Source organism: Achromobacter maghribensis (assembly GCF_057334215.1).
Window position 1 is genome coordinate 79,349 of record NZ_JBHFII010000061.1, and the last position, 14,998, is coordinate 94,346.

A 14,998-nucleotide genomic window follows, 5' to 3' on the forward strand; every position below is an offset into this window, starting at 1 on the left:
TGTCGTCAAAGAGGCTCCCGGTTGGAAACGCCGCTCATCTGCCGCAAACCCTCGCTCGCCAGCTCACTTAGCAATAAACTACGACATAGCTAAGTTAAGCGAAAACAATCGGCCTTTCATCTTTTTACCAGGTTCGGCCATACTGTAAACACTACAACGACGAAGGTGCGGGCGTGAAGGCAGTTAGTGTATTAGTCGACTCCAGCCAAATGGTCAAAGCTATTATTGGCCAACTTCGGACATGCAGACGCGCGTGGATCGCAGTAGCTTGGGCTACCGAAAACGAAGTATTCTTAGAGATGGTTCGCCAGGAAGTGAAGCTGCAATATGTGGTTATCGGCACACACGGTTCCCTCACCGCTCCCGACTGCATTGAGCGATTAGCTAACAAGAACTGGGCCTTCTTTCGTAGCGCAAAGGGGCCACTCTTTCATCCCAAGCTCTACGTGTTTGAACACGACGATCGATATATGGCTCTTATCGGCAGCCATAACATGACTCGTGGCGCATTTGAGCACAATGTGGAACTCAGTACCCTGCTTGAGTTTGAAAAAGATGACGCTATCGTGAGCACGCTGCGGAGTTTCATCGAAAACATGGCGCAAGGTCCATGCATCACACCGACAAACGCGTTCATTAGTCGCTACAGAGCGAGCTATCGCGCGGCCCAACGCCAGAGACAGACCATAGACGATCTGTATAAGGAAGAGCCGGACAACGTTGAAGAAAAGCGACGAACGGATGCTCCTATTCACATGGGATGGGAGGAGTGGCTCACAATGGTTAACGACGAGCCAAGAAACGGCCGCGTTCGTCGGTTGGACATGTTGGATCAAGTGCGGAGACTGCTACAGCAGCCCAACGGATTCCTGCGATTACCGCTAGAGGACCGTCGGAGAGTTGCGGGCATTAGCATGGAGCAGCCCAAGAGCGATAGTGACATTGAATGGAACCTCTTCGGCGCGATGACAAATGCGCGTCGGTTCGGACACTCCTATGCTCGCCTTGTGGAGAAGGATAATCCCAGTGAGTTGGCTGCGGCTTTGGACCTAATTCCACCTGAAGGCGCGCCCACACGGTCGGATTGGCAAGCCTATTGGGCCGCCTTGAAAGCAGCCGCAGGTGAGGATGGCGGCATTGGCATTGTTGGAGCGACGCGGCTTGCTTGTCTAAAGAGACCGGACTATTTCGTACCTGTTACCAGCACCAATACGGAGAGACTTGCAAGGCAGCTTGGCGTTCCGAAAAAGGCTTTGCAATCTCCCGAGAACTATTGGGACACCGTAATTGAGACTATCCTTCTGACGCCATGGTGGTGCAAGGAACCTCCCGCAGATGCAGAGGACGCACGAATTTGGCAGGTGCGAGCCGCCATGTTGGACGCCATCGTCTATGTGCGATCTGCTACGTAAGCGTTCTCGCCTTTGAGCGCACATTTCCGTGACAGCCGACCGTTATTCTTTGACTGTTCGGGCAGCAGTATATGAATGACTGTTTCGGGTCGAAAGCGGGCCGCCGCGCAGGTCTGCTCGGCCAGCAGCGGTCTGCGCCGACTGGGAGTAATGAGTTCCAAACATTGAGGATTACCGACATATGGTATTCGTTGTAAAGAGAAAACCAGACTTTGCATTTCCATTAAGACGAACCACTAGTAGATTCGCATGCCAAATTTTCTCTTCGCTGTCTGGCTGTCGGTTATCCCAATAAATAAAGGTGTCGGACTGCAAAACTTAGTCGACAAAATTGCAACCAGGCACCTCTCCTTCCGTCTCTTTTTCGCTGCGGACGCGTTCCTTCCCCGAATGTCTCCCATTAGATGGGTCCAAAATTCTGACCTCGATGGTTGGGAAACTCGCGTAATCATTGGGCCATAATCTGCAAATAGATCAATTGCTCACCATCTCCAGAAACTCGCCTACTACCCGATAGCGATATTCATCCAACGGCGTACTTGACTCATAGCTCGTTATATTTTTTTGCGGTTCCCTTTGCCTTGTGTACCGGATACTTTTCTTCATTCCTTTCGATTTTTTCTAGAATGATCTTCTCGATGTCGAAGTTGTACGCATCGGACAACAGCAACGCATAGGCCAAGACATCCGCAAGCTCTTCCTTCACCTTTTCTGGGTCGGCGGCTTCAGGGGCCTTCCAAAGGAAGACTTCCAGCAGCTCGCTGGCCTCGATGCTGAGGGCCACGGCCAGATCTTTAGGGTTGTGGAATTGCTGCCAGTTTCGCTCGTCGCGGAACTGGCGCAGTCGTTGAATGACGTGTTCCATTTCCTGCCTTTCTTGGGAGAGGTTGGTGCAACGGATGATAGACCGCTCGAAGGCGAGTTGCACTTTTGTGCCCGGACGCCCGCGTGAATTCCTGGTAAGTCTGGCTTAGTGCTCGACGTCGCGTTTGGCTCGGAGTGTCTGGACGAACGCGACTAGCCCATCATTTGGAATGACGGCCTCACAAGCACTGAGAGGGAATTGAACGATGGGGCAAGACAACGAATCGCACTAGATGTTTGTAAACACTAGGGATTTTTAGATGGTGCCCGGGGCCGGAATCGAACCGGCACGCCTTGCGGCGGGGGATTTTGAGTCCCCGAATTGTAGATGTTGTTAGATCTGGTTGGACGATTGCTTACCTGTAAGCCGCTGTTATTGCTCTACTTGTTGTCTATTTACGTCCAGTGACTTCCCATGCCATCTAGGGATAAACTGTGCACTGAACTGTCAACACGGCGAAGGTGGCACTGAATGAGCAAGGGCATGACGATTCGAGAGGCGGGGGAGGTTTGCAAGCCCAGAGGGTTCATAAGGCTTGAGAAGCTGACGCATGGCTCACTGTGGCTGAGGAAAGAAGGCAATGGAGTTTTGAAGTTCTACTGGCGTGTCACTTACAAGAACCAGACCAAGCAGAACCCGATTGGACGGTATGACTCGTCAGCCCCACCTAAGACTGCAAAACCTACGGACAAGGGTTATTCGCTGGCCGCCGCGCGGAGGGCCGCCGAAGACATGGCGGCGATGCACAACGCAGCGCTCGACCGAGGCGGTTACGCCGCGGTACTCGCCGATCAGAAAGCCGAAGTAAAGGCTCGCGAGGATGAGGAGGCCGCGAAAGGGCACACGCTAAGTCGCCTTTTCGAGGTGTACGTACTGCATCTGAAAGAAAGGAACGCGGAGACGGCAAAACAAGCCAGGAACCTCTTCGCGAAAAACGTGACAGGGTCGTTCCCGCAGGTGGCTGGAACTCAAGCCAACAAGGTGACGACAGAGCAAATCACTGAGGTGCTACGGCCGCTGATTGTGAGGGGGCATAAGACCACTGCGAGGAAGCTTAAGGCGTATCTGAGCTCCGCATACGAGAAGGGGTTGGATCCAGAGAGCAATGCAGCGGTGTCCGAAGAGTGGATGAGGTTCAAGCTAAAGAACAATCCTGTCGCGTCAATCAGGGGCATCCGGCTGACGAGGAGCGCTGACAAAAATCCGCTGAGCGTCGCTGAGATGCGCGAGTATTGGCGGCTCATCAATGCTCCCGGCCGAGAGGCTGCGGTTCTGAGGCTGCACCTGATGCTAGGAGGCCAGCGCCTAGAGCAGTTCGTGCGCATGCGGAGCAACCACATCGGACAGGACGTCATCACCCTGATGGATTCGAAGGGTAGGACAGGCACTGTTCGCCCCATCTACATTCCACGCATGGCGGTGGTAGATGAAGCGCTTGGTCAACTTGCGCCCAGTGAGGGCTTCGCTATCTCGGTCACGCCGGGCAAACATTTGAGCCCTACGACCATGCGCACGTGGGCAAAGGGTCTGGTCCGCGACAAGATTTCGGGCTTCGAACTGAAGCGTGTCAGGTCGGGGGTGACCACGTTGCTGACCAAGCTAGGGATCCGGAAAGAGGTCCGCGATAGTTTGCAGTCGCATGACCAGACTGGAGTGGAGACCAAGCACTACAACATGTACGACTATCACCAGGAAAAGCAAGCAGCTCTCGAGGCGATGTACCGGTTTCTGGCTAGCGAAGAGTGAGCCCGCTCACCGGTGGAGTTATTTGCCCCGCTTCGCCCATGTCTCAAGAACAAACAGCGCTACGGTGTGGGCCGCGTGTATTGCCAGTCGTGCATGGCGCGGTTCGAGTTTGTATTGCTTCTTCCCAGCCCCGTGCGCGGAACTCGCGTGAGTTCGAAGGGCTCCGATTCCCTCCACCACCGCAATCAAGCCAGTCAGGATCACTTGGAGGTCCTGGTCCTCTATAGCGCCTGGATCAAAGCCGAGGTCTTTGCGGACGACTGTCCAGACGGGCTTCAAGTCTTGCTTGGCCGGCATCTCAATCCCACGTTCGGCGATGTACACCTTGCAGACGCTTTCGAGGATGTTGCTTGCGGCGGAGACCGCTTCGCGAGGACTCTGGTCCACATTCGACAGGGCGCGCTTGAATTCTTGATCCAGTGCGGGTACGTCCCGGTCCTTAATGAAGTCTTCAAGCGCCTTGGACGGTGAGGACAAGCTTCCCGAGACCACCGACCCTCCCCGAACATACTGGAGTTGGTAACGGGTCAGCGCTTTTCTTATTTTCGCTTGATCCTCGGTCTCGATCGGTGCCGGTAGGTCGCTGAATGGAGGTGCTTCGGGAGGCTCCTCCTCCATGTAGCCTTCGATTAGCAACCCGAGCACCTTCAAAGGTGTGACGGTCTGGTCTGCATTGATCCTGCGGAGCCATTCCTGCGCTTTGACTGGCTTGCTACCTTCGGGCGGATCTCCTGGCGCACCGGCATGCATGAAAAGCCGGTCCAGCGAAGCGTGGGTTTCTCGCTCAGCAATAACACCAGCACAAGCTGCAATCACTGGGGCGGGTATCGGCATACGCATAGTGCTGTGGACTCCATGGAATGGGATCAGGCGGGAACGGTCTCAGGGCTAGAAGCCCCCACGTGTGGGTGGGGGCTGAGAGGCCGCAAAACTCTCGTTTTAACGCAGCTCTGATATTTTCCCTCCTAGTAGATCGTTCTTTCCATTACCTTGCTGCCCCTATGCCGCCAAGCATGGGTGTTCGCCTTCGGTGCCGCCAAGCACTTCGGGCTATCAAACCTGCAACGAGCCGCCAAGCTCAAAACCCCTTGCGGGGCACACACATTTTCAACCGCTGGCAGTTTTCGAGTGTCCATAGGACGTCGTGTCACGCTTACCTGATTAGGGCTCGCGATCCGCTCGGACTCTACTATCCGCCGCTCCCTCTCCTCTGCTTCCTGGTGCCACCCAGGTCAGCGCAGGTCGGAGATTCCCACGTTAGTTCAAGTGGTCTCACCACGATTCAAGGCTCAGTCGCTTCAGGGTTGGTGCATCGCATACGCTTACCCGGTTTGCCGGTTTCAGCCCTCGATGTTCCATAGCTAGGCTTACTTGCCCAACCCGTCGCCAGCGAATCACCCCCGCAGGGGCTGGCCCAAGGTGATTACTCAGAAGGAGGCTCCCACCCCCCATTACAGGCTTAAGCTATCCAGAGACCCTCGCGTTATCAGCGAGGTGCCAGGCAGTCCAGGTTTCCCCTCGTGCCCCTGCCGCGTTACCACGGCCTCATCAGCCCACCTGCCAAGTCCTCGTCACAGCCGTTCGCTTCCAGCTGTCCCAAGGGCGGATTGGTTACCGCTATCCACATGAACCGGGTTGGTCTGTGTTACCACAGCTCCCGTTTCCGAGTCGCCCAACCTCAAGGCCTCCCAGGGCCTGGATTGGGTCGAAGTGATGATGTCTCATCACAGCGCCCGTTGCAGCCTTGCCAGCCACGGTTAAGCGGCACAAAGCTACGGCGGTTTGCAACGACTTGGCGGGTCGTTGCGCGGGGAGAAATCCCCATGTGTGTGATTTGCAAGTTGGCGGTCCTGCCCGGTGAGCCTTCACGAGACGCACTGGGCAAGACCGCCGATGCAAGGGCGTCGGGCTTCTGCCCGGCGCAGCATCGTGCCTCCCTACCGTATAGCACCACGTCGGTGGCGAACCTGCACTCTCGTCCAGACGGCTCGAGGCTCCGGATAGGTGACCAGCGATCGTGCTCACCGATTACCATGGATGCTCCCGACAATTGGCAAATTTATATGAGCCGTTTAACTCGCGACATCATTCAAGAGATTGCCGACGTCCGCGGACGCCGCTTATTCGGCTCTTCGATGGCCGAGCTACCGCTACGGCTGTTTGCCTTGGAGCATGCGTTCGCTCAATACGATCGCTCCACCGCGGAACTCTCCAAGTACTTTCCTGTTGCCTTGATCGCCTGCGTCGAAGGTTACTTTCGGATGGTCGTCACCGACCTCATTGACTCTGGAGAGCCGTTTCTTAGCAACGCCGAGAAGCCGGCCTCAGGAATCAAGTTAGACTTTTCCGTGCTTCGCGCCGTCCACGGCAAGACTGTGACCGTTGGCGAAATTGTCGCGCACAACCTTCAGCTGAGTCGACTGGAGCAGGTGGAGTCGACCATGAGTAGCCTTCTAGGAAGGGACTTCAAGGCTGGTCTCAGCGCCATCAAAGATCGATGGGCTCATGAGGTGAACGGGCTGCCAGCTGAGCCGATCCTGAGCGATCCGAACCAAGTTTATGCGGACGTTCGCCGAACCTTCGAACTTCGACACATCATTTGCCATGAGATCGCGTCTGCGTACGAGATCGATGTCGAGGAGATCGGACGCTGTTTTCACAGCTGTGTGTCCTTTCTTCAGGCGGCCGACGAGTTTGTGTCGGAAACACTGCATCCCGGGGCGCCGCTTACGCAGACTGACATGAACATCGCGGCTGCGGACTCGTATCACGAAGCAGAAGCGCGTTTGCGACAAGTCGCTGACGATCTGCGGGCACGCCTAACCCCAGGCGAGGTGGAGGCGTTTAACGAGTCTCAGGATCGATGGAGCGAGTACTCGGAAGCTTGGGTATTGTTCGTCGCCGGGTCCCGCGAGGGTGGCGGATCAATCTGGCCACTCGTCGCTGCGAGTACGGCTGAAGATCTCGCGAAGCAACGCACGGCGCAAGTGGAGGCGTGGCGGCGGCCCAGTGACTAGGCAGCTCAGCGAGCCCTCGCGAACGCCGGAAGCGGCGTTACCAGCTCGCATTGGAGCTCCTCGTCGCGAGGCCGTGCGCAGTGGCGTCCATCCGTTTCTCGCAGCCCTGACGCGTGCATTCATAGAGCAACGCAGACGCGTTGCCCGAGCGTTGCTCGGAACATCATTATTTGCCTACAGTCTCTCGATCAATCGCATATGCATCGCTGAGCGTTTTTTTACCTGATTTCGCTATACCCAGGTAAGAAGACTTTCGGAGCGATCATGCCTTCGCCCACAACACCCATCGCTAGCAGCAAAACCGCAGCGCTTTCGCGGATTCTGAACAGCGTTCCTCATGGTTACGATCGCTACACCTGTGGAGTCATTGCCCCGGAAAAAATTCCGACGCTGGCCAAGAAGCTCCACAGTCTCCACGCCATCGCTGCTACACCTGCCCAACGCATTCGTAGAAAAAAGCTTGGCCAGGCCAATGCTCTCTTGGTCCTGTATTGCCCGGATCATTCCTACGCCGGCAACGGTATGGGTGCCGAGACGGGTGCCTGTGGGGGCGATTCGCCAGGCGCTGACGCAAGCACTTTCCAAATGCGCGAGAAAGCACAATGGCTGATGCTATTCACGGCGGGCGACCTGGGGGCGCACGAGGAGCTGCGGTTCGTCCTCGACAAGCCGCGTTTGGGGTGGCTGGGCTACGAACTAACCCGCTACGCTCACAACGGTCGGACGCGCTGGACCTGGAAGCGTCCGGACGAGGTTATGCGGGAAATCTACTGGCAACTTGAGGATCACCTGAAGCGCCGACGTTGGGGAGATGCTAAGGTGCTCCTCCAGAATGCCGCGAGGCAGCCTGGATTCCATGGTGTCAGGGGGCAATCCTGGAGACTTGGCGAGTTCGCTCGCCGGAGTGGGTACAGGGGGGAACTCCCTGTCCTTTACTACATTCGGAAGGTGGCGCAAGGGGAACGCATCCTCTGCGTTTGAACCAGAGGAATCCCTCGTAGGGCCGCAGCGGGATCGCGGTCACATATCTCGCTTTTCCACGGGGGTGATCGTTTCGCTCTGAGATCGAAAACCATCGGCGGTAAAGGGGGCACTCAGGCCAGAAGCGGGAGGCGAACGATCGGTTCGCAATCGTGTCCGATAATAACTAGTGCTCGAGCCGTGCTCGGTGGCAATGGGTTGGAAGCGAAAGGCTACGAGAGTCAGCGTCCGGCCGATTCTGTTGAAAAACTCGATCTTCGCGCGCCATCTCGCCGAGATCGACAAATTGACCCTTCAGATCGGCACCAGATCAACGATCTCCTCCCCGGCAAGGGGTGAAGCACTCTTAAGGACGTGGTCGAGCGTCACTGGAAGGAGTTTTTCAACAGAATCGGCCAAGAGCCGTCGGTGGGCCCCGGTATGGAAAGGGGCATTGCTTCCAGGCGGAACTTAGGATGCGTGGTATGAATTTCGGAGCAGAATCGTCGATAATCGTTAACTTGACACGCCCGACGGGCAAACATTAATTACAAGATTCGGCTTCCGGAGACCTGTGCATGAGCCTTGATCGCCTCCAGTTACTTCGGAACGTTGGGCAATTTGACTCGGCGAGCGAGGGGGGGCAGCTACCGCTGACGCGCTTGGCGCTGATCTATGCAGAAAATGGTCGAGGGAAGACAACGCTCGCTTCCATCCTGCGATCGGCGAGCACAGGCAATCCCCAACTCGTCACCGAGCGTCATCGCCTCGGGTCTCAACACCCGCCGCACCTAGTCCTAACTACTCAGGCAGGCCCACCGCTTGTCTTTCAGAATGGTGCATGGTCCAGCACGCTGCCGAATACCTCTGTGTTCGATGATTACTTCGTAGCACAGAACATCTGCGCCGGCGTTGAGATCGGACCATTACATCGACAGAACCTGCACGAGCTTATTCTTGGCGCGCAAGGCGTCGAGTTGAACGCCGCCCTGCAAGAGCACGTGATTCGTATCGAAGAGCATAACCGGAGCTTGCGTGCGCTCAGCGATGCGATCCCTTCGGAAGCACGCGGCGCACTTACAGTTGACGCCTTTTGCGCTCTGGAGGCAGACGCCAGCATCGACGGCGCGATCCGGGAGGCGGAGCGCAACTTGGCTGCTGCACAGTCGGCCGACGCCGTGCGGCAGGCTGAGCCGTTTATCGCGTTCAGCTTACCCACCTTCAACACCCAGGCCATCAGCTCGCTTCTTGCCCAAACTCTGCCCGATCTTGAGGCCGCCGCAGCCGCTGCCGTCCAGGCTCATCTTGCCAAGCTTGGCCGTGAAGGCGCAACGTGGGTCGGTGATGGCATGCAAAGCGTCGCCAAAGCCTCTGCCGGCCTGGAGGTTGAGATCTGCCCTTTTTGTGCTCAGGACTTGGCGGGTTCGCCACTACTGCGCCATTACCAGGCATATTTCAGTGCGGCCTACGATAGGTTGAAACGCGAAATAGCGCAGCAGGTGCAGGCATTGAACGATACCCACGGCGCGTCTGCTGCTCTCACCTTTGAAAGGTCTGTCCGAGCAGCGGAGCAACGTTGCACCTTTTGGGGCTCGTTCCTGCAAGCGCCGGAGATTGCAGTCGACACCGCTGCACTGATATCTGCCTGGAATCAAGCACGCGATGCGGTCGCCGAAGCTGTCAAATCAAAGCAGGCCGCCCCTCTGGAAGGCAGCCTGCTGCCCGCATCCGCGCTGGCCACCATCGCAGCCTATGAAACAGCCAAGGGGGGCGTCGCCGCCTGTTCGGACGCCCTGGTGGCCTGTAATGCCCAGATCGCGCTCGTCAAAGAGCGCGTGGCAGAGGCCAGCGTGGCAACATTGGTCTCGGAACTGGCGAGACTGCGAAGCACTCAGGCGCGTCATTCAGCGGCCGTGGCCCCGCATTGCGCCGCGTACTTGGCGGAGAAGCGGGCTAAAACGCACACAGAAACTTTAAGAGCGCAGGCACGCGAAGCTCTAAACGATTACCGACAGAACATATTTCCGGATTACCAGAGCGTAATCAACGATTACCTCGGCCGTTTCAACGCCGGCTTTCGCCTTGGTCAGGTCGACTCAGTCAATACACGAGGGGGATCGGCATGTACCTACAGCGTGTTAATTAACAATGCAGCAGTGCCGCAGACTGCCGATGAAGGGCCATCGTTCCGAAACACGCTTAGCGCCGGGGATCGCAATGCTCTTGCGCTCGCGTTCTTCTTCGCCTCGCTCGAACGGGACGACCAACTCGCGCAGAAGATCGTGGTCATCGATGACCCCATGACGAGCCTAGATGAGCATCGTTCATTGACCACAGTGCAGGAGATGCGACGCCTGCTTCCTCGCGTTTCCCAGGTGATCGTGCTCTCGCACTCGAAGCCCTTTCTGTGCCAACTGTGGGAGGGTGCGAGCGTAGCAGACCGCTCCGCCATCCGGCTTGTTCGCGCGGCAGCGGGCTCATCATTCGCTCAATGGGATGTCCGTCAGGATTGCATCACGGAGCATGACCGCCGTCACGATCTCGTGACGGGCTATCTTCAAGCCGCTGACCCGGCTGTCGAACGCCAGGTGGCGGCTGCCCTGCGTCCCATTTTGGAAGCATTTTCACGTGTTGCTTACCCCGCCACATTCCCGCCGGGTGCGCTGCTCGGGCCATTCCTCGGCATTTGCGAGCAGAGGGTAAACACGCCCGCACAGATTCTGGGACAGGCCGACATAGCGGAGCTTCGGGCGCTGTTGGACTATGCCAATTTGTTCCACCACGACAGCAACCCGGCTTGGGCAACGCAGGTCATTAATGACTTGGCGCTAGTTAACTTCGCCCGGCGCACACTAGCGTTCGCCAGAAGGTAGGCGCACCGCAAGCAGTAGCCGAAAGCTACGAACCCATAGGATGTGGACATTCAGCGAATGAGGACGTTTTCTCTCCTTGCTTAACCGCCCGGCCTAGCTCATTTGCCGAACTCCCCGCTCCAAATTTTTAGTAGGGTTGTTCGAAATCCGGAACCGAAAACGGTCCGCTCTTGCGATTAGCCAACCGATCATCAAGGGCTTGAAGCGGCCCTTTCCCGCCGGCGGCTTCCGGCCGATTCTGTTGAAAAACCCGATCTCCTCGCGCCATCGCAACGAGATTAAAAAAACGACCGTTCAGATCGGCACCAAATCAACGATCTCATGCCGGGCAAAGGGGTGCAGCACTCCTCAAGACGTGGTCGAGCGCCGCCGGAAGGCGTTTTCACCAGAATCGGCCAGAAGTGGACATCGAACACCTGAGCTAAACCGTGGCGCGAAACGGTGTCGGTTTGAGTGAATTAGGCTTCTTCCCGTGATGCCCTGTGCCTCCTTCGACTTTCCACCAACAATCTCTCGTAGTTCTCGTAGCTCTTGACGGAAAGATTTATTCGAACTTGCTCAAGCCGCTTGAAATGCCTGTCGAAGTCACGCTGAAAAGTCATTGGGCTCACTACCAAGTCGTGGACTGCGTCTGCAAGGTGACCCAGCATCGCGTACTTGAATTGAAGTGATTGTAGGTTTTCTTTATTAATCAGTTGGTATTTATCGCTCTCGACCTTGGTTCCTTCATTGTTGAATGGATATACCCATTGGCCGTGAGCGAGCTTGTTACGGATTTCGATGATGATTCTTAGCTCGCCCAATAGAACGCTGTGGAGTGACTCACGGCGAGCGGCATGGGAGACGCCAAGGACGCGAGCATCTAGGTTTGCCTTAGGAATCTTGTGATGCTTGCGAAATGCCAGGTCAACTGTGCGCTGCCATTGTCCCAGCTGGGTGTCCGCAGCTAAAACTTGGTCACGTTCGCCGTCGGTAAATCCGTACTGCTCATGCAACAGTTTTCGAAGCCGGCACTCTGCCCACGCGCCCAGCAGAAAGGAGTAAAGGCGCAGCAATGAGCGAAGGCTCTGCTGAGGGTCACAACCGGCAATCTCCGCTTTGGCAAGTCTTGCTGTCTGAACTATCGCACGCTCTAGCTCACGGAGATTTGCTACATGATTTATATACAACTTGCTAGGCGCTCTAGCTGGAATTGTCACCGCCAAAGGTCACTCCTCGAATGACCTTTGGCGGTGGGGATTCGAACCCCACAAATACTCTCCTCGCGGAGCATGTTTTCCCTTACATCATCGCCCAGAAACATTTTACAATAGTCTCGTTAAGAAGGCTAACGCCTGAACTATGCCGCGCTGCGAAGCGGTGTCTACTTAAATGAATTATCGGGGCCTAATCTAGCGCAGTTTAATGGCACGAATAGACTTGCGAAGGTTCTCGGCAAACCCTGGCATTGCTCCACATTCCACTGCCAGCTTGAAAAACTCATCTGCCGCGTGATGCGGCTCCAGGTGGTTCTGACGAACACATGACCGTGCGTACGGGGTTAGATCGATAACGTCGCTTCCGCTGAAGCGGCCTCCGGAGGCCTCGCGCTTAAATTTCTCAATAGCTTCGGCAGGCAAGTCAGGGCCACAAACAAAATATTCTAAGTGTTTGAGAAAGTGCGGATGTCTCAGTATGTCATCACCAGATGTGCCGTTCCTATCGAAGATGTCTTGGCGGGACTTTCCTCTACCTCCGACGTTGAATTCCGGATCAGTAAAATAGGCAATTCGCACTTCAGGAACCACGCCGCGCTTCAGAATGCTCGACGCGAGAGCCTCCATAGGCGCAAGCGAGCCCCGCAGATCCTCGTGGTTCCGCCAATCGAAACGGATCTTTAAGAACAGTGTGTGCTCTTTGGACGTAAGTGAGATGTCCGGATCTCTCATATTCAACTCCAACCACTTAGTAGTCAGCCCTCGCTCGTCCGATTATGCCACTTATCCATAGCGTACTGTATGGACTAGATGTCTGATACGACACGATCTTATAGTCGGTAATTTCGGCCACGATAAGCTGGCGTTTAATCAGACCCAACGATCTTGCCAGGAGCCATCCAAAAGGGTTTCGTGCAGGTACGAGCGATGTCGCTTTGGTCGAATAGCAACCCTCCGCAGGAGCACTCTGAATCTCCCTTTACTTGAAGGAGATTGTCATGACATCCCAAAATGTCACCGTTGGTCGTCGTGTTCCATCGAACAAGGGCTAACTCACCGGACAGAAGCCGCCGCTAAAGCTCCGAGAAATTTGGGCAATCCAAAGGAGACCTCAGATGGCATCGAACATCCGGGAACTTGCGATTTTCAATCCCGCAACCGATAGCAAGCTTCAACCGTGCAATCTTACGCGATTGCAGGTGCAGGACGTCCGTCACGGAAGCCATGTGGCCGCGAGATCCACCGTCATGCAACAAAAAGACCCAGCGTCCGGTCCAATTTGATATCACGGAGCAAACCCGTGAGAACCTTGAGGCATGGATCGAGGCGCGGGAGTTAAAGGCGGCGGATTTTTTGTTTCCGAGCCGGTTGCATACGCCGCCGCATCTGCCGCCGCGGCGTACGCCCGGATTGTGCATCGCTGGATCGCATCGATTCGCCTCGACGATCCCGCATATGGCACCCAGACTACGCGCCGAACAAAAGCCTCGCTGATCTACCGCCGGACGAAGAGTCTTCGGGCGGTACAGCTGCTGCTGGGGCATACGAAGCTGGAAAGCACGGTTCGCTATCTCGGCATCGAGCTCGACGATGCTCTTGAGGTGGCAGAGCAAACCGAGATTTGATGCATGCCGGCCGGCGAACGGTCGCTTGCTGGCCAACACCAGTCAGTGGCGACCAAGGGAAATGGACGCTCAACGCCTAAGTTAAGGCGTACCACGAAATGGCATCGTCCTGAAGGGATTGTTAGACGCCGTCGTCAATCTCATTGAGGATTTTTCGCATGAACGAGTCTATTGCTAAGCCGTAAGGCTGATATGGGTCTCGGGCCATCGATGGGTTTATATCAATAACAGAAGAAAGCCAGATAACGAGGTCGCGAAACGCTAGCTCGACTTTTTCTCGAGTTGGACTAGCGTGCAGCCCTGAGTTGAATAGCTCGATGAGACGGTTTGCCTCCTTTCCAAGAACCTCCAGGCGGCCAGTTGGTGCATCAGTGCTAACAAGCGCATTCTCTATGTATGCGCAAAGACGATTTTTGTACTGAGCGGGGCCGACCTTCCGCCCCTTCCACTCAGCCTCTTGGGGAGGAAACAGAGCGTCTGCGGTCCGTTCGAGCAGCCGCCTACCTGAAACAGCCGCTTGAGCATAGTCCTCTTCGGTTTCAGCTCGGTCCAGTGTTCTCGCTGCTGCTGCTAATGCATCAAACAGTTTTGGATGGAGCTCTTCTAGGCTGTGTGTAATTGCCGAAGCATCATCATCGCTTAAAGCAGGCAGCCTTGAGCAGAAAGTGTGAAATGACTCTACGCGCTTGAAATGCTCCAGAGAATCATAATTGTCGAAGATCGACCGACGAGCACCTTGGTCCTCGTACTCAACTTCAAAACCCGCTCGCTCGAATGCCTCCTTGACGCAAACGTCGGGGTCTTCGTTATGCCCCATGTCATAGAACATGGCGCACTTCGTGCCCGTGATCCTGAACTTCTCGATCAAGCTATTCCGAAAAAGCTGGAGATGAAGCCGGCTAGAGAAAATAACGTCCATGCAGCCTAAGTAAAAGTCAGCAAACCGCAATTCATGGTTTAGCTTCTCCGCGGCAGCCTGCGTCATATTCTGAAATAGCCAGCAATAGACAGTCGCAGTCGTGTACGTCGCCTCTAGTTTGGGCTTATTGAGCTGGTCGAATGAGACGGGCACATACACAGCGCGACACAGTTTGTCGAGAGCGGCGTAAGTTGAATCTTTGCTTTGAGACGCCAGCCTGTAAGTGAGAACGTCACCCACGGAAACTCGCATCGAGCGCGACTCCGCTTGTAGAACATTCGCACCTAAAATCAACTCCAACACGGGGCCGCCGTAGTAGCTTCCTAAGGCTGGATGATCTGAATTGAAGAGAAATGCTACGTTCATGTGGCCTCAGTGGGAATTC

At 55.8% G+C, this 14,998-nt stretch carries 10 protein-coding genes and 1 pseudogene; 6 read left to right on the plus strand and 5 right to left on the minus strand.

Annotated elements, in window-relative coordinates:
* The first annotated feature begins 173 nt into the window (after positions 1-173).
* Complete coding sequence (locus ACE039_RS26480; RefSeq protein WP_485823772.1) at positions 174-1,412, plus strand: hypothetical protein; 1,239 nt, start codon at positions 174-176, stop codon at positions 1,410-1,412.
* Between the two features lie 544 nt (positions 1,413-1,956).
* Here ACE039_RS26480 and ACE039_RS26485 read toward each other — a convergent pair.
* Positions 1,957-2,340 (minus strand): nucleotide pyrophosphohydrolase, encoded by a 384-nt coding sequence (locus ACE039_RS26485; RefSeq protein ID WP_485823773.1) that lies wholly within the window; start codon positions 2,338-2,340, stop codon positions 1,957-1,959.
* A 408-nt stretch (positions 2,341-2,748) separates the two neighbouring features.
* On the opposite strand from ACE039_RS26485, the gene ACE039_RS26490 reads away from it, so the two are divergent.
* Complete coding sequence (locus ACE039_RS26490) at positions 2,749-4,023, plus strand: hypothetical protein (protein WP_485823774.1); 1,275 nt, start codon at positions 2,749-2,751, stop codon at positions 4,021-4,023.
* 18 nt (positions 4,024-4,041) lie between these two features.
* Here the strand turns inward: ACE039_RS26490 and ACE039_RS26495 are convergent, their stop codons facing one another.
* A complete protein-coding gene (locus tag ACE039_RS26495) occupies positions 4,042-4,863 on the minus strand; it encodes an abortive infection family protein (RefSeq protein ID WP_485823775.1) in 822 nt (273 codons plus the stop codon).
* Between the two features lie 1,193 nt (positions 4,864-6,056).
* Here ACE039_RS26495 and ACE039_RS26500 point away from each other — a divergent pair.
* The 3 genes from ACE039_RS26500 (at position 6,057) to ACE039_RS26510 (ending at position 10,873) form a co-directional block, all read left to right on the plus strand.
* On the plus strand, positions 6,057-7,040 hold the full coding sequence (locus ACE039_RS26500) for a lysozyme inhibitor LprI family protein (RefSeq protein ID WP_485823776.1): 984 nt from the start codon (positions 6,057-6,059) through the stop codon (positions 7,038-7,040).
* 264 nt (positions 7,041-7,304) lie between these two features.
* A complete protein-coding gene (locus ACE039_RS26505; protein ID WP_485823777.1) occupies positions 7,305-8,021 on the plus strand; it encodes a hypothetical protein in 717 nt (238 codons plus the stop codon).
* 557 nt (positions 8,022-8,578) lie between these two features.
* Complete coding sequence (locus tag ACE039_RS26510) at positions 8,579-10,873, plus strand: AAA family ATPase (RefSeq protein WP_485823778.1); 2,295 nt, start codon at positions 8,579-8,581, stop codon at positions 10,871-10,873.
* A gap of 458 nt (positions 10,874-11,331) precedes the next feature.
* Here ACE039_RS26510 and ACE039_RS26515 read toward each other — a convergent pair whose 3' ends face one another.
* Positions 11,332-12,078 (minus strand): hypothetical protein, encoded by a 747-nt coding sequence (locus ACE039_RS26515; protein ID WP_485823779.1) that lies wholly within the window; start codon positions 12,076-12,078, stop codon positions 11,332-11,334.
* Between the two features lie 186 nt (positions 12,079-12,264).
* Positions 12,265-12,801, minus strand: coding sequence for a hypothetical protein (locus ACE039_RS26520; protein ID WP_485823780.1), 537 nt, complete (start codon positions 12,799-12,801; stop codon positions 12,265-12,267).
* Positions 12,802-13,157: 356 nt separating this feature from the next.
* Here ACE039_RS26520 and ACE039_RS26525 point away from each other — a divergent pair.
* Positions 13,158-13,694: pseudogene (locus ACE039_RS26525) on the plus strand (tyrosine-type recombinase/integrase).
* 121 nt (positions 13,695-13,815) lie between these two features.
* On the opposite strand, the gene ACE039_RS26530 reads toward ACE039_RS26525, so the two are convergent.
* Positions 13,816-14,979, minus strand: coding sequence for a hypothetical protein (locus tag ACE039_RS26530; protein ID WP_485823781.1), 1,164 nt, complete (start codon positions 14,977-14,979; stop codon positions 13,816-13,818).
* Between the last annotated feature and the right edge of the window lie 19 nt (positions 14,980-14,998).

Excerpts from the sequence above, each read along its gene's own strand:
- ACE039_RS26530 (WP_485823781.1), bottom strand. The coding sequence starts at position 14,979 with ATGAACGTAGCATTTCTCTTCAATTCAGATCATCCAGCCTTAGGAAGC.
- ACE039_RS26505 (WP_485823777.1), top strand. The coding sequence starts at position 7,305 with ATGCCTTCGCCCACAACACCCATCGCTAGCAGCAAAACCGCAGCGCTT.
- ACE039_RS26510 (WP_485823778.1), top strand. The coding sequence starts at position 8,579 with ATGAGCCTTGATCGCCTCCAGTTACTTCGGAACGTTGGGCAATTTGAC.
- ACE039_RS26520 (WP_485823780.1), bottom strand. The coding sequence starts at position 12,801 with ATGAGAGATCCGGACATCTCACTTACGTCCAAAGAGCACACACTGTTC.
- ACE039_RS26490 (WP_485823774.1), top strand. The coding sequence starts at position 2,749 with ATGAGCAAGGGCATGACGATTCGAGAGGCGGGGGAGGTTTGCAAGCCC.
- ACE039_RS26495 (WP_485823775.1), bottom strand. The coding sequence starts at position 4,863 with ATGCGTATGCCGATACCCGCCCCAGTGATTGCAGCTTGTGCTGGTGTT.
- ACE039_RS26500 (WP_485823776.1), top strand. The coding sequence starts at position 6,057 with ATGGATGCTCCCGACAATTGGCAAATTTATATGAGCCGTTTAACTCGC.